The 19,080-nt window shown below is 63.7% G+C and carries 18 protein-coding genes; 11 read left to right on the top strand and 7 right to left on the bottom strand.

Annotated features, from left to right (window positions below; all coding sequences use genetic code 11):
* Positions 1 to 42: 42 nt before the first annotated feature.
* Positions 43 to 321 carry a TfoX/Sxy family protein gene (locus FS665_RS15725; protein ID WP_145190244.1) on the top strand — a complete coding sequence of 93 codons (279 nt, stop codon included), beginning with the start codon at positions 43 to 45 and terminating at the stop codon, positions 319 to 321.
* Between the two features lie 236 nt (positions 322 to 557).
* On the opposite strand, the gene FS665_RS15720 is transcribed toward FS665_RS15725, so the two are convergent.
* Genes FS665_RS15720 through FS665_RS15710 form a run of 3 tightly spaced genes read right to left on the bottom strand, consistent with a single transcriptional unit; the run spans position 558 to position 3,234 of the window.
* Positions 558 to 1,325: a heme ABC transporter ATP-binding protein gene (locus FS665_RS15720; protein ID WP_145190242.1), complete on the bottom strand. Its 768-nt coding sequence runs from the start codon at positions 1,323 to 1,325 to the stop codon at positions 558 to 560.
* The gene (locus FS665_RS15715) at positions 1,325 to 2,308 is read right to left on the bottom strand and encodes an iron ABC transporter permease (protein WP_178108358.1); all 984 of its coding nucleotides are present in this window, start codon (positions 2,306 to 2,308) and stop codon (positions 1,325 to 1,327) included. The genes FS665_RS15720 and FS665_RS15715 overlap by 1 nt, the downstream gene beginning before the upstream one ends.
* A 50-nt stretch (positions 2,309 to 2,358) precedes the next feature.
* The gene (locus FS665_RS15710) at positions 2,359 to 3,234 is read right to left on the bottom strand and encodes a hemin ABC transporter substrate-binding protein (RefSeq protein ID WP_145190236.1); all 876 of its coding nucleotides are present in this window, start codon (positions 3,232 to 3,234) and stop codon (positions 2,359 to 2,361) included.
* 146 nt (positions 3,235 to 3,380) lie between these two features.
* On the opposite strand from FS665_RS15710, the gene FS665_RS15705 reads away from it, so the two are divergent.
* Complete coding sequence (locus FS665_RS15705; protein WP_145190233.1) at positions 3,381 to 3,704, top strand: Rieske (2Fe-2S) protein; 324 nt, start codon at positions 3,381 to 3,383, stop codon at positions 3,702 to 3,704.
* Here the strand turns inward: FS665_RS15705 and sfsA are convergent.
* On the bottom strand, positions 3,688 to 4,398 hold the full coding sequence (gene sfsA / locus FS665_RS15700; protein WP_145190230.1) for a DNA/RNA nuclease SfsA: 711 nt from the start codon (positions 4,396 to 4,398) through the stop codon (positions 3,688 to 3,690). The genes FS665_RS15705 and sfsA overlap by 17 nt on opposite strands.
* Positions 4,395 to 5,573: a pyridoxal phosphate-dependent aminotransferase gene (locus tag FS665_RS15695; protein ID WP_145190226.1), complete on the bottom strand. Its 1,179-nt coding sequence runs from the start codon at positions 5,571 to 5,573 to the stop codon at positions 4,395 to 4,397. Before FS665_RS15695 ends, sfsA begins: the two co-directional genes overlap by 4 nt.
* A 211-nt stretch (positions 5,574 to 5,784) precedes the next feature.
* Here FS665_RS15695 and dksA point away from each other — a divergent pair, with 211 nt between their 5' ends.
* From dksA to panC, 9 genes are all read left to right on the top strand, one after another.
* Complete coding sequence (gene dksA / locus FS665_RS15690; RefSeq protein ID WP_145190223.1) at positions 5,785 to 6,231, top strand: RNA polymerase-binding protein DksA; 447 nt, start codon at positions 5,785 to 5,787, stop codon at positions 6,229 to 6,231.
* Positions 6,232 to 6,293: 62 nt separating this feature from the next.
* Positions 6,294 to 7,181: a tRNA glutamyl-Q(34) synthetase GluQRS gene (gluQRS, locus tag FS665_RS15685; protein ID WP_145190220.1), complete on the top strand. Its 888-nt coding sequence runs from the start codon at positions 6,294 to 6,296 to the stop codon at positions 7,179 to 7,181.
* 175 nt (positions 7,182 to 7,356) lie between these two features.
* Entirely contained in the window at positions 7,357 to 7,533 is a 177-nt protein-coding gene (locus FS665_RS15680) for a hypothetical protein (RefSeq protein WP_003250005.1), read from the top strand.
* Positions 7,517 to 10,492 carry a sensor histidine kinase gene (locus tag FS665_RS15675; RefSeq protein ID WP_178108354.1) on the top strand — a complete coding sequence of 992 codons (2,976 nt, stop codon included), beginning with the start codon at positions 7,517 to 7,519 and terminating at the stop codon, positions 10,490 to 10,492. Before FS665_RS15680 ends, FS665_RS15675 begins: the two co-directional genes overlap by 17 nt.
* A 4-nt stretch (positions 10,493 to 10,496) precedes the next feature.
* Positions 10,497 to 11,951 (top strand): sigma-54 dependent transcriptional regulator, encoded by a 1,455-nt coding sequence (locus FS665_RS15670; protein ID WP_145190214.1) that lies wholly within the window; start codon positions 10,497 to 10,499, stop codon positions 11,949 to 11,951.
* Between the two features lie 737 nt (positions 11,952 to 12,688).
* Positions 12,689 to 14,080: a polynucleotide adenylyltransferase PcnB gene (locus FS665_RS15660; protein ID WP_145190208.1), complete on the top strand. Its 1,392-nt coding sequence runs from the start codon at positions 12,689 to 12,691 to the stop codon at positions 14,078 to 14,080.
* Complete coding sequence (gene folK, locus FS665_RS15655; protein WP_145190205.1) at positions 14,077 to 14,556, top strand: 2-amino-4-hydroxy-6-hydroxymethyldihydropteridine diphosphokinase; 480 nt, start codon at positions 14,077 to 14,079, stop codon at positions 14,554 to 14,556. Before FS665_RS15660 ends, folK begins: the two co-directional genes overlap by 4 nt.
* A gap of 262 nt (positions 14,557 to 14,818) precedes the next feature.
* Positions 14,819 to 15,619 carry a 3-methyl-2-oxobutanoate hydroxymethyltransferase gene (panB, locus tag FS665_RS15650; RefSeq protein ID WP_145190202.1) on the top strand — a complete coding sequence of 267 codons (801 nt, stop codon included), beginning with the start codon at positions 14,819 to 14,821 and terminating at the stop codon, positions 15,617 to 15,619.
* Entirely contained in the window at positions 15,616 to 16,479 is an 864-nt protein-coding gene (gene panC / locus FS665_RS15645) for a pantoate--beta-alanine ligase (RefSeq protein ID WP_145190199.1), read from the top strand. Before panB ends, panC begins: the two co-directional genes overlap by 4 nt.
* Before the next feature lie 51 nt (positions 16,480 to 16,530).
* Here the strand turns inward: panC and speA are convergent, their stop codons facing one another.
* Entirely contained in the window at positions 16,531 to 18,444 is a 1,914-nt protein-coding gene (speA, locus tag FS665_RS15640) for an arginine decarboxylase (RefSeq protein WP_145190196.1), read from the bottom strand.
* A 150-nt stretch (positions 18,445 to 18,594) separates the two neighbouring features.
* Positions 18,595 to 18,966, bottom strand: coding sequence for a translation initiation factor Sui1 (locus FS665_RS15635; protein WP_145190193.1), 372 nt, complete (start codon positions 18,964 to 18,966; stop codon positions 18,595 to 18,597).
* Positions 18,967 to 19,080: the final 114 nt, after the last annotated feature.

Here is a 19,080-nt window from a genome sequence, read left to right as displayed (position 1 = left end):
GATTTATCCCTACGACCCGTTCAGCCATCGCAAGGAGGCTCGATGAACGATGAATTGCAGCACCTGAAGAACCTCGGCAAAACCTCGGCGCAGTGGCTGCATGCGGCTGGCATCCATAGCGCATCGGACCTGCGCCGGCTGGGCGCGGTCGGTGCCTATCAGGCCGTGAAGACCCGGGGGTTCCGAGCTTCCAAGGTGTTGTTGTATGCCATTGAAGGCGCGTTGCTGGACGTGCACTGGAACGATTTGCCGGCCGAGCGCAAGCAGGCGCTGAACCAACAGCTGGACGCGAAAAGCCCCGCGCAAAAAAATCCGAAATAAATGCGTCAGAGGGATTGACGCTGAAATGAGAATCGTTATGATTATCACAACTGGTCGCGAGACTGGTTGGGTAACCTAAGCGTCCCTGGTTCGGATGCTAGATTATCTCCTCATCAGGCTAATCACGGTTATTGACCCGGCTTTTTGCCGGGTCTTTTTTTGCCTGCGCAACAGCATTTTTTGCGCTTGATCCGTGTCTCGACTGAGCCCTCGAGCCGAGCTACTGGTCGCCTCTTTTAGCGAGTGATGATCAGCGGGTGAGCCCGCTCCGGATGAGGCAGCACCAATACGTCAATGCCGAACACCGCTTCGAGTGCGCCAGGCGTGAGCACCGCCTGGGGTGTGGCCAGGGCGTGACAGCGGCCTTGATGCAGCAACAGGATACGGTCGCAGTAACGCGCCGCCAGGTTGAGGTCATGCAGAATCACCAGCACCGCCGCGCCACGGTCAGCAAAGCTGCGCACCGCTTGCAATGTGGTGTGCTGATGCAGCGGATCGAGCATCGAGGTCGGTTCGTCGAGCAGCAGCGTGCTGCCCTGTTCGCCCGGCCACAGTTGAGCCAGGACGCGGGCCAGGTGTACCCGCTGGCGCTCGCCCCCGGACAGCGCCAGGTAACTGCGCTCGACCAAATGCCCGGCATCGGCCGCGCGCAGCGCCGCCTCGACGATCTCGCGATCGCGCTGCTGGCCGCTGGCATGGGGCAGACGGCCCAGGCCGACCACCTCCTGAACACTGAAGGCAAAGCCCAGGCTCGATATTTGCGGCAACACCGCCAGGCGCTGGGCGCGGGCTGGCCCGGGCCAGGCGTCCAACGCCTGGCCCTGCAACGTCACCCGCCCCTGATCGGGCGTCAGCTCGCCGCACAGCACACTCAACAGGCTGCTCTTGCCAGCGCCATTAGGCCCCAGTACGCCGAGCACCTGGCCAGGCACAAGTTGCAGATTGATATCCTGCAGCACCTCATTGTTGCCGCGGCGCAGGTGCAAACCTTGTACTTCAAGCATCAATGACGCCCTCGCACCAACAGCAACAGAAAGAACGGCGCGCCGACGAAAGCGGTGACGATGCCAATGGGCAGTTCGGCCGGTGCCAACGCCAGCCGCGCGATCAGGTCGGCGAACAGCAGCAACGCCCCGCCCGCCAGCAGCGAAGCCGGCAGCAATACGCGATGATCCGGTCCAGCCAGCAGTCGAACCAGGTGCGGCACCACCAGGCCGACGAAGCCGATCAGCCCCGCTGCCGCTACCGCTGCGCCAACGCCCAGTGCCGTGCAGAACACCAGCTCGCGCTTGAGCCGCTCGACCTCGATGCCCAGGTGCCGAGCTTCCGACTCGCCAAGCAGCAGGGCATTGAGCGCCTGGGCGCGGCGCGGCAGCCACAGGGCGACGCCGGCAGTGATCAGCAACAACGGCCAGAGGCGCTCGTAGCTGGCACCATTGAGGCTGCCCAGGTTCCAGAATGTCAGGGTACGCAGGGTGGCATCGTCAGCCAGGTAGGTGAACAACCCCACCGCCGAGCCGCCCAATGCCGTCAAGGCAATGCCGGCGAGCAACAGGGTGGCGACATGGGTCTGCCCGTCGCGCCGGCCCAGGCGATAGACCAGCGCGGTCACCCCAAGCCCGCCGATGAACGCGCACACCGACAACAGATACGGGCTGAACCAGGGCGCCACGCCGCCCAGCCAGCTGCCGCCGACGATCGCCACGGCAGCACCCAATGCCGCGCCGCTGGCGACGCCGACCAGCCCTGGGTCGGCCAGGGGGTTACGAAACAAACCCTGCATCGCCACCCCCGACAGCGCCAGCACCGCGCCCACCGCCAAGCCCAACAGGGTCCGCGGCAGACGGATCTGCCCGAGGATCATTTCAGCCTGCTCAAGGCCTTGTGGCGCCAGCGGCAGCCCCAGCAGGCGCAAGCCGGCGCGCACAGTGTCCATCAGCGGCAGGCTCACAGGCCCGAGGGCCAGCGACAGCCAGACCGCAAGCAGGCACAGCGCGCCAAGGATGACAAACAGCGTGCGCGGTCGAATCCGCTGCTTCATTGAGCAGCGCTGGTCGGATAGAACGTCGTGACCAGCGCCTGCAGGGTGGCCGGTAGCCGTGGACCCAGCCCGCCCACCAGCAGCGTCGGGTCCAATGCCACGACGCGTTTGTCCCGCACCGCGCGCGATGTCGCCAGCGCCGGGTTTTCCTTGAACAGCGCCGGCAAGGCCTGCTCACCGTCAAGCGCTCGGTCGGACACCACCAGCACCTGCGGATCGAGGGCCGCCAGGGCCTCACTGGAGAAGTTCTTGTAGCCTTGATGCTGGGCCAGGTTGCGCGCGCCGGCCTGACGCAACACCCAGTCGCCCGCCGTGCCCTGCCCGGCGATCAGTGGCTTCGTGCCGGCATGCCCTACCAGTAACACCACCCCTGGCGCCTTGTGCTGCTGTTGTGCCTGCCTGACCTGCTGCTGTACGGCCTCGATTTGCTGATGGTAACGCGCCGTCAGTTGCGCAGCGGTGTCCGCCGCACCCAGCAGGGCTCCCAACTGCTCAAGGTTGTGATCCAGCGCAGTCAACGTCGCCTGGCTGGACAACACCTCGACCTGCACGCCAGCCTTGCGCACCTGCGCCAGCACCGGGGGCGGACCCATTTCATCGGTGCCCACCAGCAGGTCGGGGCGCAGGCTGAGAATGCCTTCGGCCGAGAGCTGTCGCTGATAGCCGACACTCGGCAGGGCGCGCAGCGATTGCGGGTACTGGCTGGTGGTATCGACACCGACCAGGCGAGACTCACCGCCCAATGCGCTGATCCACTCGCTCAACGCTCCACCGGCACTGACCCAGCGCTGCGGCAGGTCGGCAGCCACGGCCTGGGCAGATAGCGCCAGGGCAGTACACAGGGCAAGCAAGGCGGCAGGTCGGCGCATCATCGAATTCCTTCTGAAGGCGGGCCGCACGCCTTGTAGCGCGCGGCAAAACTACGCAGCATAGGCGGCTGGCGCAGCGCGTGCGGAGATTTGATAATTATTCGCATTGACGCGTCAAGCTACCCTTTGTTCGATAGGCCTTTGCAGTCATGCACCTTGTTTGTCTTTCAGCGGCGCTGCCCGAGGGCCATAGCCGCGCCTTCAGCGTAGCCGGCATCGAGCTGTTCGGGGTGCGCCGCCACGGCCGCGCCTATCTGTACCGCAACCGTTGCCCGCACCGAGGCATCGCGCTGAACTGGGCGGACGATGGCTTTCTCGACCCCAGCGCCAGCCTGATCCACTGCGCTCACCATGGAGCGCAGTTTCTGATCGAAAGCGGCGAATGCGTGGCCGGGCCCTGCGAGGGCGACAGTCTTGAGCCGCTCGACTGTCACGAAAACGCCCAGGGTCTCTGGCTCACGTCTCCAGTATGACCGGCAATGGCCGGTCGATGATGATGTGCGCCGCGTCCAGGCGCACGCCGTAGGCCAGTACCTGCACGCCGTCAGCCACCGCTGCGCGCAGGGCATCGGCATAGGCAGCATCGATCTCGCCCGCCGGGCGCACTGCATCGACCCCGGTCAGGTTCACACAGTACAGCTGCACAGCTCGGATGCCCTGGCGCGCCAGCGCTGCCAATTCGCGCAGGTGCTTGGCCCCGCGTTGAGTCACGGCATCAGGGAAGGCCGCGACCGAGCTGTCGGGGTAACCCAGGGTGACACTCTTGACCTCGACATAGGCCGGGCCGTCGGCATACTCCAGACGGAAGTCCACACGGCTGCCCTCCTGGCCATAGGCGACTTCACGCTTGAGCGCGGTAAACCCGGCCAGCTCCTCGATCACCCCGGCGCGCAAAGCCTCTTCTACCAGGGCATTGGCCCTGCCGGTGTTGATGCAGGCCAGGCGGCCCTGGGGCGTTTCGCTGATCTCCCAGGTGCCGGGCAGTTTGCGCTTGGGGTCATTGGAACGGCTGAACCACACCTGCCCGCCTTCGCGCATGCAGTTGAGCATGGAACCGGTGTTGGGGCAGTGGATGGTCAGCTGTTCGCCGTTGGCCAGCTCGATATCCGCCAGGAAGCGTTTGTAGCGACGCAGCAGGCGCCCTTGCTCAAGTGCCGGAAAGATCATCGCTGTTCCTGCCAGCTGCGCAGGCCGCGGGTGATGCGCTCGACCGCCTGTTCAAGGCGCGGCAGGCTCTGGGTGTAGGCGAAACGCACGTGATGCCCGGCCAGGTGGCGACCGAAATCCAGCCCGGGGGTAAAGGCCACATGTTCGGTTTCCAGGAAGTGCCGGCAGAAACTGAACGCATCGCCGCCAAAGGCGCTGATATCGGCATACAGGTAGAACGCCCCCTGAGGCTCGACCGAAATGCCAAAGCCCAGCTCGCGCAAGGCGGGTAACAGGTAGTCGCGGCGACGCGCGAACTCGGCGCGGCGCTGTTCGAAGATTGCCAATGTCTCAGGCTGGAAGCAGGCCAAGGCGGCATGCTGCGCCATGCTCGGAGCACTGATGTACAGGTTCTGCGCCAGCTTCTCCAAATCGGCCACGGCGCCAGGTGGCGCCACCAGCCAGCCGAGCCGCCATCCGGTCATGCCGAAATACTTTGAAAAACTATTCAGGACGAACGCCTGGTCATCCACTTCAAGCACGCTCGGCGCGTCCATGCCGTAGGTCAGGCCATGGTAGATCTCATCCACGACCAAGTGACCGTGTCGCTCCCGCGTGGCCTGGGACAGGCTGGCCAACTGATGCCGATCCAGCACCGTACCGGTCGGGTTGGCAGGCGACGCGACCAACGCTCCGACGCTATCGCCATCCCAGTGCCGCGCGACCAGTTCGGCGGTCAGCTGGTAGTTGACCTCTGGCCCCACCGGTACCAGCTGCGCACCGCCTTCGACCAGCCGCAGGAAATGGCGGTTGCACGGATAGCCTGGGTCGGCCAGCAGCCAGTGCTTGCCCGGATCGACCAGCAAACTGCTGGCCAACAGCAGCGCGCCCGAGCCGCCCGGGGTGATGAGAATCCGTTCAGGGTCGATGCCCAGGCCGTAGCGCTGGGCATAAAAGCCCGCGATGGCCTCGCGCAGTGCGGGCAAGCCACGGGCAGCGGTATAGCGGGTATGCCCGGCGGCCAAGGCGGCCTGGCCGGCGGCGACGATCGGGGCGGCCGTGGTGAAATCCGGCTCGCCGATCTCCAGGTGGATCACATCGTGCCCGGCCGCTTGCAGTTCATTGGCCCTCGCCAGCAACGCCATGACATGGAAGGGTTCGATGGCGCGGCTGCGCGCGCTGTAAGGGTGGGCCATGACCTTCTCTCAATCGGGACTAGACTGTGTATTTTACCTTTGCACGGCACCGAACGTGCGGCGCGCACTGCTGTCAACACCTTGGATCGGGCGGGCTAGCGCAACCCCCGATCTATCTGGTAAGTTCGGCGGCTCGCAGTCGCAGGGCCGGCGGGTGCCGGAGATGGAGCAGCCTGCGCATTGGATCAGATGAGTGAGAGGCGGTCTATTCATGTCCACCGTAGAAAAGCAAAAAATCGGTCAAACCATGTACGGTGTCGAGCCCTATAAAGAGACCAAGGGCGAGGAGTACATGGGCGAGCCCATGAAGAAGCACTTCACCAAGCTTCTCAATGCTTGGAAGGGCGAGCTCATGCAGAGTGTCGACCGTACCGTAGACCACATGAAGGACGAAGCCGCTAACTTCCCGGACCCGGCCGACCGCGCCAGCCAGGAAGAAGAGTTTGCCCTTGAGCTGCGCAACCGCGATCGCGAGCGCAAGCTGATCAAGAAAATCGACAAGACCCTGCAGAAGATCCAGGACGAAGAGTACGGCTGGTGCGAATCGTGCGGCATCGAGATCGGCCTGCGCCGTCTGGAAGCCCGCCCAACCGCCGACCTCTGCTTCGACTGCAAGGAAATCGCCGAGAAAAAGGAAAAGACAGTCGGCAAAGGCTGATTGTTCTTCCATCCGAACGGGGCGCACATGCGCCCCGTTTCATTTATATGCCCTGCCCAACCATGAACGACTCACGCTATATCGGGCGCTTTGCCCCTACCCCCAGTGGTTTTCTGCATTTCGGCTCGCTGGTCGCCGCCCTCGCCTCCTGGCTCGATGCTCGCGCTGTCGGCGGTCGCTGGCTGCTGCGCATGGAAGACACCGACCCGCCTCGGGAAATGCCCGGCGCGCGCGATGCGATCCTGCAGACGCTCGAGCGCTACGGCCTGCACTGGGACGGCGAGGTGGTGTTCCAGAGCCAGCGCCACAGCGCGTATGCCGCGGTGGTCGATCGCCTGTTCAGCATGGGCCTGGCCTACGCCTGCACGTGTTCGCGCAAGCAGCTCGAAGGCTACAACGGCATCTACCCAGGTTTCTGCCGCGATGCCGGGCACCGGCGTGAAGGCGCGGCGATTCGCCTGCGGGTACCCGAACTGACCTACCGTTTCACCGACCGCGTGCAGGGCGAGTTTCAGCAGCACCTGGGCCGAGAGGTGGGCGATTTCGTCATCCAGCGCCGCGACGGGCTGTACGCCTATCAGCTGGCGGTGGTGCTCGACGATGCCTGGCAAGGCGTCACCGATGTGGTGCGCGGCGCCGATCTGCTCGACAACACGCCGCGCCAGCTGTACCTGCAAGAGCTGCTGGGCTTGTCGCAGCCGCGGTACCTGCACATTCCACTGATCGTCCAGCCCGACGGACACAAGCTGGGCAAGACCTACCGCTCACCGCCGCTGCAAGCCGACCAAGCTACGCCGCTGTTATTGCGAGCGCTGCGGGCACTGGGCCAGCCGTGCGATCCAACGCTGCTGCAGGCCACACCGGCGCAGGTGCTCGACATCGCTCGCCAGCAGTGGCGACCCGAAGCGATCGCCCAGCGCACAACCGTGCCAGAGGCGGATTTGCACTGAATGCCCCCTGTGGCCGGCGCAACCCTCACTGCCCTGCTGACAGCCGGGTCTGCGCACCAACAAAAACCCCTGAATTCAAAGTCTTGGCCAATAACACCGATTCCCGCTAGCATCCGCCCCGCCATTTGCGCCAATAATAACTCCAAGCCCACAGCGCCCAACCATCGAGGCCAGCATGTACATCTATCGTTTGGTCCTGCTTCTGGTCGTGGGGATCTACCTGTTCTCCCCGGCCATCATGGACTGGTGGATCGAACCAACCGGTGCCTGGTACCGCCCGTACCTGCTCTGGCTGATCCTGATCGTCGTGACCTTCATCCTGCAGAGCCAACGAGATGCCGATGAGCTTTAGCCTCACCCAGATGATCCTGATCAGCGCCGGCTACCTGATGGTGCTGTTCGGCGTAGCCTGGATCAGTGAGCGCGGGTTGATCCCGCGTTCGATCATCCGCCATCCGCTGACCTACACCCTGTCGCTGGGGGTATATGCCAGCGCCTGGGCGTTCTATGGCTCGGTGGGCCTGGCCTATCAGTACGGCTACGGCTTTCTGGCCTGTTACCTGGGGGTTTCCGGGGCGTTTCTGCTGGCCCCGGTGTTGCTGTACCCGATCCTCAAGATCACCCGTACCTATCAGCTGTCGTCGCTGGCCGACCTGCTCGCGTTTCGCTTTCGCAGCACCTGGGCCGGGGCGCTGACGACCATTTTCATGCTGATCGGCGTGTTGCCGCTGTTGGCCCTGCAGATCCAGGCGGTGGCCGACTCCATCAGTATCCTGACGGGTGAGCCGGTCAAGGCACGGGTGGCATTCGCCTTTTGCACCTTGATCATCCTGTTCACCATCTTCTTCGGCTCGCGGCACATCGCCACCCGTGAGAAGCACGAAGGGCTGGTGTTCGCCATCGCCTTCGAGTCGGTGATCAAGCTGCTGGCGCTGGGCGGTATCGGCCTGTATGCGCTGTACGGCGTGTTCGGTGGCCCACACGAGCTGGAAGTGTGGCTGTTGCAGAACCAGACGGCACTTGCGGCGCTGCATACCCCGCTGCAAGAGGGGCCGTGGCGCACCCTGCTGCTGGTGTTCTTCGCCTCGGCGATCGTCATGCCGCACATGTACCACATGGCTTTCACCGAAAACCTCAACCCGCGCGCCCTGGTCAGCGCCAGCTGGGGCCTGCCGTTGTTCCTGCTGCTGATGAGCCTGGCCGTGCCGCTGGTGCTCTGGGCCGGGCTACGCCTGGGCGCCAGCACCAACCCTGAATACTTCACCCTGGGCCTGGGCATCGCCGCCAACAACCAGGCACTGGCGCTGCTGGCGTACGTCGGCGGGCTGTCGGCAGCCAGCGGGTTGATCATCGTCACCACCCTGGCGTTGTCGGGCATGGCGCTCAATCACCTGGTGCTGCCGCTGTACCAGCCGCCCGCTGAAGGCAACATCTACCGCTGGCTGAAATGGACGCGGCGCGCGTTGATCGTCGCGATCATCACCGCAGGGTTCATGTTCTACCTGACCCAGAGCAACCACCAGAGCCTGGCCAACCTGGGCATCGTCGCCTTCGTCGCCACGCTGCAGTTTTTGCCTGGGGTGCTGTCTGTGCTGTACTGGCCGACCGCCAACCGCCGCGGTTTCATCGCCGGCCTGCTCGCCGGCACCCTGGTGTGGATGGTGACCATGCTGCTGCCGCTGCTGGGCAACCTGCAGGGCTTCTATATCCCGCTGCTGGACATGATCTATGTGCTGGACGACACCAGCTGGCACATGGCAGCGATCGCCTCGCTGGCCGCCAACGTGTTGCTGTTCACGCTGATTTCACTGTTCACCAATGCCAGTACCGAAGAGGTCAGCGCCGCCGAGGCCTGCGCTGTGGACAACGTGCGTCGGCCGCAGCGCCGCGAGCTGTATGCCGCCTCGCCCCAGGAATTCGCCACCCAGTTGGCCAAGCCACTGGGCGCCAAAGCGGCGCAGAAGGAGGTCGAGCAAGCGCTGCGCGACCTTTACCTGCCGTTCGACGAGCGCCGTCCCTATGCCTTGCGTCGCCTGCGCGACCGCATCGAGGCCAACCTCTCCGGCCTGATGGGCCCGAGCGTGGCGCAGGACATGGTCGAGACCTTCCTGCCCTACAAATCTGGTAACGAAAACTACGTCACCGAGGACATTCATTTCATCGAGAGCCGCCTGGAAGACTACCATTCGCGCCTTACCGGACTTGCCGCCGAGCTGGACGCGCTGCGCCGCTACCACCGCCAGACCCTGCAGGAATTGCCCATGGGCGTGTGCTCGCTGGCCAAGGATCAGGAGATCCTGATGTGGAACAAAGCCATGGAGGAGCTGACCGGGATCGCCGCCAAGCATGTGGTCGGCTCGCGCTTGGTCACCATCGGTGAGCCATGGCGCGGCCTGTTGCAGGGTTTCATCAACGTGCCTGACGAGCACTTGCACAAGCAGCGCCTGGCGCTGGACGGCCAGCCGCGCTGGCTGAACCTGCACAAGGCGGCGATCGACGAGCCCTTGGCGCCGGGCAACAGTGGCCTGGTGCTGCTGGTCGAGGACCTGACCGAAACCCAGGCCCTGGAAGACAAGCTGGTGCACTCCGAGCGCCTGGCCAGCATCGGCCGCCTGGCCGCCGGGGTGGCTCACGAAATCGGCAACCCGATCACCGGCATCGCCTGCCTTGCGCAGAACCTGCGCGAAGAGCGCGAAGGCGATGGCGAGCTGATCGAGCTGTCCAGCCAGATTCTCGAGCAAACCAAGCGTGTGTCGCGCATCGTGCAATCGCTGATGAGTTTCGCCCATGCCGGCGGCAGCCACCAGAACAGCGAAGAGCCGGTATGCCTGGCCGAAGTAGCCCAGGATGCCATCGGTCTGCTGGCCTTGAACCGGCGCAATTTCGAAGTGCAGTTCTTCAACCTGTGCGAACCCGAGCACTGGGCCGAAGGCGACCCGCAGCGTCTGGCCCAGGTGTTGATCAACCTGCTCTCCAACGCCCGTGATGCCTCGCCTCCAGGCAGCGCCGTGCGGGTGCGCAGCGAAGCCAACGAGCACACCGTCGATCTGATCGTCGAGGACGAAGGCAGTGGCATTCCGAAAAACATCATGGACCGCCTGTTCGAACCGTTCTTCACCACCAAGGACCCAGGCGAAGGAACCGGACTGGGGCTCGCTCTGGTCTATTCCATCGTGGAAGAGCATTATGGGCAAATCACCATCGACAGCCCGGCCGACATCCAACGGCAACGTGGCACCCGGATCCGCGTGACCCTGCCCCGGCATGTCGTAGCGACGTCCCCTGAAATTCGAGACCGTCGAGAGAATTGAATCAATGCCGCATATTCTGATCGTCGAAGACGAAACCATCATCCGCTCGGCGCTGCGTCGTCTGCTCGAGCGGAACCAGTACCAGGTCAGCGAAGCCGGCTCGGTGCAGGAAGCCCAGGAACGCTTCAGCATTGCCACCTTCGACCTGATCGTCAGCGATCTGCGCCTGCCCGGTGCGCCGGGCACCGAGCTGATCAAGCTTGGGCAAGGCACGCCAGTGCTGATCATGACCAGCTATGCCAGTCTGCGCTCGGCGGTGGACTCGATGAAAATGGGCGCGGTGGACTACATCGCCAAACCTTTCGACCACGATGAGATGCTCCAGGCGGTAGCGCGAATCCTGCGCGACCGGCCGAGCACCGCGCCTACCGCACCGGCAGCGCCAGCTGTCGCCGAGCCGCGCGCCGGTGCCAAGGCGGCCGCGGCCGACAAGGCCAGCAATGCGGCCAATGGCGACATTGGCATCATCGGCTCATGCCCGCCGATGCTCGACATGTTCAGCAAAATCCGCAAAGTTGCGCCCACTGACTCCAATGTGTTGATCCAGGGCGAATCCGGCACCGGCAAGGAGCTGGTGGCCCGCGCCCTGCACAACTTGTCGCGGCGCGCCAAGGCGCCAATGATCTCGGTGAACTGTGCGGCCATCCCGGAAACGCTGATCGAATCGGAGCTGTTCGGCCATGAAAAAGGCGCCTTCACCGGTGCCAGCGCTGGCCGTGCCGGCTTGGTGGAAGCCGCCGACGGTGGCACGCTGTTCCTCGACGAAATCGGCGAGCTGCCCCTTGAAGCCCAGGCGCGCCTGCTACGGGTGCTGCAGGAAGGCGAGATCCGCCGGGTGGGTTCGGTGCAGTCGCAGAAGGTTGATGTCCGCCTGATCGCCGCGACCCACCGCGACCTGAAGAACCTGGCCAAGGCCGGGCAGTTCCGCGAAGACCTTTACTACCGCCTGCACGTGATCGCCCTGAAATTGCCAGCCTTGCGCGAACGCGGCAGCGACGTGAACGAGATTGCCCATGCGTTCCTCGCCCGCCAAAGTGCCCGCATCGGCCGTGACGACCTGCATTTCTCGGCAGAGGCCGAGCAAGCGATCCGTCACTACAGCTGGCCGGGTAACGTGCGCGAACTGGAAAACGCTGTGGAGCGCGCAGTCATCCTCAGCGAGAGCGCGGAAATTTCCGCAGAGTTGCTGGGCATCGACATCGAGCTGAGCGATCTGGAAGAAGACGACATCCTCGACAGCGCCCTGGTTGCGGCCAGCAGCGGCAGCAGTGCCAGCCATGAGCCGACCGAGGACTTGTCACTGGAAGATTACTTCCAGCATTTCGTGCTCGAACACCAGGACCACATGACCGAAACCGAGCTGGCGCGCAAGCTCGGGGTCAGCCGCAAGTGCCTGTGGGAGCGCCGCCAGCGCCTGGGCATTCCACGGCGCAAGAGCAACGCCACCAGCGACAACTGATCGCGCTGCACCGCGGGGGCAGCTCAATGCCCTCGCGCAGCGTGTGACGCCACCCCTTGTACCTCCGGTAACACCTTCCCCCCTGCACAAATCTGTTACCCAAGCTTTCCGGCGTAACAATCCCCGAGGCGTACGGTAACGAAATTTCTACATTTCAGACCGCGCAGCACGCTACCGAATCGCTCAAGCCCCTGATTTATAAGGCTTTGTCAAAGTTGGCACGGCACCTGCTATATCTTTGGTACAAGAACAATAACAAGCACAGCAACTCAGAATAAGAACAAGACGAAACGGCTCACGCACAATAAAAACAAGACGGCGGAGGCGCAGCTAACTGATTCTTTTGGAGAGGATGCGTGTTTGGGGCTTGCCCCACGATCAGGCAGAGAACAACAAAAACTGCACTTAAAAGCAGCACCTGTACTGGTTGGATCGAAGGATCAACGTGACATCAGCGGCCAAAGCAATCCGTTTGCTCTTTACCCCTGGATTGGGGGTCGTCCACAAGCTTCGAGATTTGTGGGCAGGGCACTCAACAAAAACAAGAAGCCCAGCAAAAAAACAATAAGAGCACGCAACGACTTCTTGGGGAGCTTAGGCTCCCCTTGTCGTTTCTACCCTTCAGCAGGGCCACCTGCGACCGCCTACACCATTCCCCGAGTAAATGCTAGAATCCCCGCCCATCATGCGGCCATTCTCCTATTGTTGGCCGAACATTCCTTCAAACAGTGCATCCCATGCTGAAGAAGCTGTTCCAGTCGTTCCGCCCTCCCGTACCGGGCCAGCACCACCGGCGCACCACGCCTGAGGTGATCAACAAGAGCCAACACTCGCTGCAGCGCCAGCAGTTCAGCCGCCATGCGGTGAACATCGTCGAGCGCTTGCAGAGTGCGGGCTACCAGGCATACCTGGTCGGCGGCTGTGTCCGCGACCTGATGCTGGGCATCACGCCCAAGGACTTCGACGTCGCCACCAGCGCCACGCCCGAACAGGTGCGCGCAGAGTTTCGCAATGCCCGGATCATCGGCCGGCGTTTCAAGCTGGTCCACGTGCATTTCGGTCGCGAAATCATCGAAGTCGCCACTTTCCGCGCCCACCACAGCGAAGACGACCAAGGCGATAGCCACCGTTCGTCGCACAACGCCAGTGGTCGTATCCTGCGCGACAACGTCTACGGCACCTTGGAAGAGGACGCGCAGCGCCGCGACTTCACCATCAATGCGCTGTATTACGACCCAGTCAGCGAACGCATCCTCGATTACGCCAACGGCGTGCACGATGTGCGCAACCGCCTGCTGCGCCTGATCGGCGACCCCACGCACCGCTACCAGGAAGACCCGGTGCGCATGCTGCGGGCCGTGCGTTTCGCCGCCAAGCTCGACTTCGGTATCGAGAAGCACACGTTCCAGCCGATTCGCCAGCTGGCTCCGCTGCTGCGCGAGATCCCGCCGGCGCGCCTGTTCGAGGAGAGCCTCAAGCTGTTCCTCTCCGGCCAAGGTGCCATGGCCTTCGAAATGCTGGTCGATCTCGAACTGTTCGAGCCATTGTTCCCGGCCAGCGCCCAGGCGCTCATCAATCGCCCGACCTACACCCATACCCTGATCAGCCAGGCGCTGAGCAACACCGACCTGCGCGTCAAACAGGGCAAGCCGGTGACCCCTGCCTTCCTGTTCGCCGCGTTGCTCTGGCCGGCCTTGCCGAGCCGCGTGCTGCACTTGCAGAACCAGGGCGTGCCACCGATCCCGGCCATGAACGGCGCCGCGCACGACCTGATCGCCGAGCAATGCGCGCGCATCGCCATTCCCAAGCGCTTCACCCTGCCGATCCGCGAGATCTGGGACATGCAGGAGCGCCTGCCGCGTCGCAGCGGCAAGCGTGCCGACGTGCTGCTCGACAACCCGCGCTTCCGTGCTGGTTACGATTTCCTCCTGCTGCGCGAGAGCGCCGGTGAAGAAACCGACGACCTCGGCCAATGGTGGACCGACTACCAGGAAGCCAACGACAGCGAGCGTCGCGAGATGATTCGCGAACTCGGCAGCCGTGACGAAGGCAGCAGTGCCGGCCCGCGCAAACGCAAGCGCAGCGGCAGCAAACGCAAGCGCAGCGGTGGTGACGAGGCCTACGAGTGACCACTCGCGCCTACATTGGCCTGGGCAGCAACCTGGACGCACCTGCCGAGCAGCTGCGCAGCGCCCTGCAGGCGCTGGACCAGGTGCCCGGCACGCGCCTGGCCGGCGCCTCGGCCCTGTACACCAGTGACTCGCTACTGCCGGGTCAGCCGCGTTACACCAATGCCGTGGCGGCGCTCGACACGTCATTGAGCCCACTGGAACTGCTCGACGCCTTGCAGGCCGTCGAGAACGAGCATGGCCGCGTGCGCACGGAGCGTTGGGGCCCGCGCACCCTTGACCTGGATATCCTGCTGTTCGGTGACCAGGTCATCGACATGCCGCGCCTGCAAGTGCCGCACTACCATATGCACGCGCGCCCGTTCGTGCTCTACCCCTTGGCTGAGCTGGTGCCCGCCGATTTCCGCCTGGCCGACGGCCGCCCCCTCGCGCAGCTTCTGCAGGCGTGCCCGTTCATCGGCCTGGAGCGCCTGTAAGCCATGGCTTGCAGACGTTACTACCGCGCCAGGTAACGCCAGTAACACCCTGTTAGTAACAATGCGGTAACAGGGTGATTGACTTCCCCCACCTCGCTCACGACTATAGGCGTCCCGTGTGGCCGCACGCCGCCACATACCCGTATTTAGGCCCGGACGGACCTGTGCCCGAACATCACGCGCGATGATGTGCCGCTCCGGAAGATGACTACACGCGTTGGTTGCAGTCGTTTTTCACAGCGCCTGAACGAGGATTCTCTACATGCCTGAAGTAACCCTGACCACCCTGCATGGCCTCAAGGCCAAGGGTGAAAAGATCACCATGCTGACCTGCTACGACGCTACCTTCGCCAAGGCCTGCAGCCAGGCCGGCGTCGAAGTGCTGCTGGTGGGCGACTCCCTGGGCATGGTCCTGCAAGGCCATGACAGTACCCTGCCCGTGAGCACCGCCGACATGGCTTACCACACCGCCTGCGTCAAACGCGGCAACCAGGGCGCGCTGATCCTCGCCGACCTGCCATTCATGGCCCACGCCACCCCGGAGCAGGCGTTCAGCAACTGCGCCACGCTGATGCAGGCCGGTGCTCACATGATCAAGCTCGAAGGTGCGGCCTGGTTGGCCGAGACCATCCGCCTGCTGGCCGAACGTGGCGTCCCGGTGTGCGCGCACATGGGGCTGACCCCGCAGACGGTCAACGTGCTGGGCGGTTACAAGGTGCAAGGTCGCCAGGAAGCCCAGGCCCGGCAAATGCGCGCCGACGCCATTGCCCTGGAACAGGCCGGGGCGGCCATGCTGCTGCTCGAATGCGTGCCCAGCGAGCTGGCCGCGGAAATCAGCCAGGCGGTGAGCATTCCGGTCATCGGCATTGGCGCCGGCAGTGCCACAGATGGCCAAGTGTTGGTACTGCACGACATGCTCGGGCTATCGCTGAGCGGTCGGGTGCCGAAGTTCGTCAAGAACTTCATGGACGGTCAGCCCGACATCCACAGCGCCCTGGTCGCCTACGTCGCGGCGGTCAAGGCGGTCACCTTCCCGGCCACCGAGCACGGATTCAGCGCATGAACACAGTCAAAACCGTTCGCGAGTTGCGTGCCGCCGTTGCCCGCGCGCGCGGGGAAGGCAAGCGCATCGGCTTCGTGCCGACCATGGGCAACCTGCACAGCGGCCATGCCGCGCTGGTGACCAAGGCTGCCCAGCGCGCCGATTTCGTGGTAGCCAGCATCTTCGTCAACCCGCTGCAGTTTGGCGCCAACGAAGACCTCGACAAATACCCGCGCACCCTTGCCGCCGACCAGCAACGCCTGCTCGAGGCCGGCTGCCACCTGCTGTTCGCCCCCACCGTCGAAGAGATGTACCCCGATGGCATGGCCGTGCAGACCCGCGTCAGCGTACCCAGCCTCTCCGATGGCCTGTGTGGCGCGAGCCGCCCAGGGCATTTCGAAGGTGTGGCCACGGTGGTGAGCAAGCTGTTCAACATGGTTCAGCCCGATCTGGCTGTGTTCGGCGAGAAGGACTACCAGCAGTTGGCGGTGATCCGCGCCATGGTGCGTGACCTCAACCTGCCGATCCAGATCATCGGCGAGCCGACCGTGCGCGCCGACGACGGCCTGGCCCTGTCTTCACGCAATGGCTACCTCACCCCCGAGCAACGCGCCATCGCGCCCGTGGTGTACCGCACGCTGAAACAGCTAGGTCAGGCCCTGGCTCGCGGCCAGGTGGATTTCGCCGCCTTGACCGACCAAGGCAAGGCCGAGCTGGCGGCGGCCGGATTGCGCCCGGATTATCTGGAAATCCGCCACGCCCTGAACCTGCGCCCGGCCACCTTCGGTGACCGCGACCTGGTGATTCTGGTCGCCGCTTACCTGGGCACTACCCGCTTGATCGACAACTTGTACCTGCACCTGGACGAGCAATCGGCCTGACAGCATCCGCGCGAAGCGCCCACCGTTGCCAACGGTAGGCGCCTGTGGCGATCAGGACGACAGGTAGGAAGAGCGGGTCAGGCCCAGGCGCAAGGCATCGAGGAACTGCGTGCGCTCACGGGTACTGATGTTGGCGCTGGCCACCTTGTCGCGGTAGTGGGTCATCAGCTCCTCGGGCGACAGGTGCACATAGCGCAGCATGTCTTCGATGGTGTCGTGGGTTTCGATACCGGCGTGGTACACGCTGCCATCAGCGTTCTGGTAGATGTTCACCGAGTCGGTATCACCGAACAGGTTGTGCATGTCGCCCAGAATTTCCTGGTAAGCGCCGACCAGGAACACGCCCAGCAGGTAGTCCTCGCCTTCGTTGACCGAATGCACCGGCATGCTGGTTTCGATGCTCTGCTCATCGACGTACTGGTTGATCTTGCCGTCGGAGTCGCAGGTCAGGTCCTGCAGCACCGCACGGCGCATCGGTTCTTCGTCCAGGCGGTGCAGCGGGATGATCGGCAGCACCTGGCCGATGGCCCAGGTGTCCGGCAGGCTCTGGAACACCGAGAAGTTGCAGATGTACTTGTCGGCCAGCTTGTCGTTGAGCTCATCCAGCACCTGGCGGTGCGAGCGCTGACGCGCCTTGAGCGAGTTGTGCAGGCGCCGGCACACGGCAAAGTAACACTGCTCGGCCAGGGCCTTTTCCGCCAGGCTGATCTTGCCATCGGCATACTGCGCGGCCACGTCGCCCAAGTAGTGCGTGGCGCGCCAGTAGGTTTCGGTGACCATCTCGATGTCGGTCGGACCAAGCAGGTCGACCAGCCACTGCACGGTTTCCGGCAAGGCCTCCTTGTTCTCGATGGTCGGCACATCGTCGTTGTGCTTCTCGACATCAGTGACCTGGATCACCAGCATGGCGTGGTGCGCGGTCAGGGAACGGCCGCTTTCGGAGAAGATATGCGGATGCGGCAAGCCCTGCGCGTCGCAGAACTCCTTGAGCATACCCACCACGACGCCGGCGTAGTCGTCCATGTCGTAGTTGATCGAGCTGGCATTGCGCGAGTGCGTGCCGTCGTAGTCCACACCCAGGCCACCGCCCACGTCGATATGATCGACCGGCAGGCCCAGCGCACGCAGCTCGCCGTAATAGCGAATCGCCTCTTTGAAACCATGCTGGTAGTCGGCCAGGTTGGCGATCTGCGAGCCCATGTGGAAGTGCAGCAAGCGGATGCCTTGATCCAGCCCGGCATCGCGGAAGCGTTGCACCACGGAAATCAGCTGCGCCGCCGACAGACCGAACTTGGACTTCTCGCCACCGGTATCGGCCCACTTGCTCGATGCCAGCGACGACAGCCGCACGCGCAAGCCGATCTGCGGCTTGACCTTGAGTTCGGCGGCTTCGTCGATGACCAAGGCCACTTCCGACTCTTTCTCGATGACGATGAAGACATTGTGGCCGAGCTTCTGGCCCATCAGGGCCAGGCGGATGAACTCGCGGTCCTTGTAACCGTTGCAGACGATGGTGCCGCCCTTGGGCGCCAGGGCCAGTACCGCCAGCAATTCGGGCTTGGAGCCTGCTTCCAGGCCGATCGAGACGTTCTGCGTGGCGATGATGTTCTCCACCACCGCTTCCTGCTGGTTGACCTTGATCGGGTACAACGCGGTGTACTGGCTCTGGTAGTCCAAGCGTGCGATGTTGGCATCGAAGGCGCCGGTCAGCTGGCGCACGCGGTCTTGCAGGATGTCGGGGAAGCGTACCAGCAGTGGCAGCGACAAGCCGCTCTGACGCAGCTCGTCGACCTGCTCGTAGAGGTCGATCGGAGCGCTGCCCGGGCCGTTGGGGCGCACTTCGACGCGCCCGGCTTCATTGATGGCGAAATAGCCTGCACCCCAATGGCGGATACCATAAACGCTGCGGCTGTCGGCCACGGTCCATTGGCTGCCATCGTCTTTGCGTGTGCGTCGTACGGACATTCAAGTCCCCTATAGATAAGTCGAGACACTGCTGCACATCGTTGCGGGCGCAGTGTAAAAGGCAAAAATGACGATTCGTCCGTGCTTTGGGTTAGGACCCTGCTCACGGCGACGAGTTTAGAAAGCGATTGGGGAAAACGCCCGTGGCCATCAGCCGCCGGCCTTTTTCGCCTTGAAGCCCTGCTTGGTCAATTCACCAATCAACAGCTCGACGTGGTCGCCCTGGATCTCGATGACGCCGTCTTTCAAGGCGCCGCCGGTGCCGCAGCGCCGCTTGAGCGTCGAGGCCAACTCCTTGAGCTGATCGAGAGGCAACGGCACGCCGCTGACGGTGGTGACGGTCTTGCCGCCACGGCCTTTGCTTTCACGGCGTACGCGAGCAATGCCGTCGCCTTCGGCGATGACCGACTGTTTGCAGGTGCAGGCATCCACCGGCTGTGCGCAGTCGGGACAGTGCCGGCCGGCATCGGTGGAGTAAACGAGACCGCCAAGGGCGGCGAAGGAAGAAGCTTTCTTGGCCACTTTTGTTCCTCGGTGCTGAGGACAAAAACTGGTCGACCGCCTTGCACAGGCACCGACCGCGAAGCCCCACTCTGGCAGGGGCGGCGCTACTGCCGCAGGTGTGTCACGGCAGCC

It is taken from the genome of Pseudomonas sp. URMO17WK12:I11 (assembly GCF_007677725.1).
In the GTDB taxonomy this organism is placed as follows: domain Bacteria; phylum Pseudomonadota; class Gammaproteobacteria; order Pseudomonadales; family Pseudomonadaceae; genus Aquipseudomonas.
This window is presented reverse-complemented; position numbering and strand designations above follow the sequence as displayed.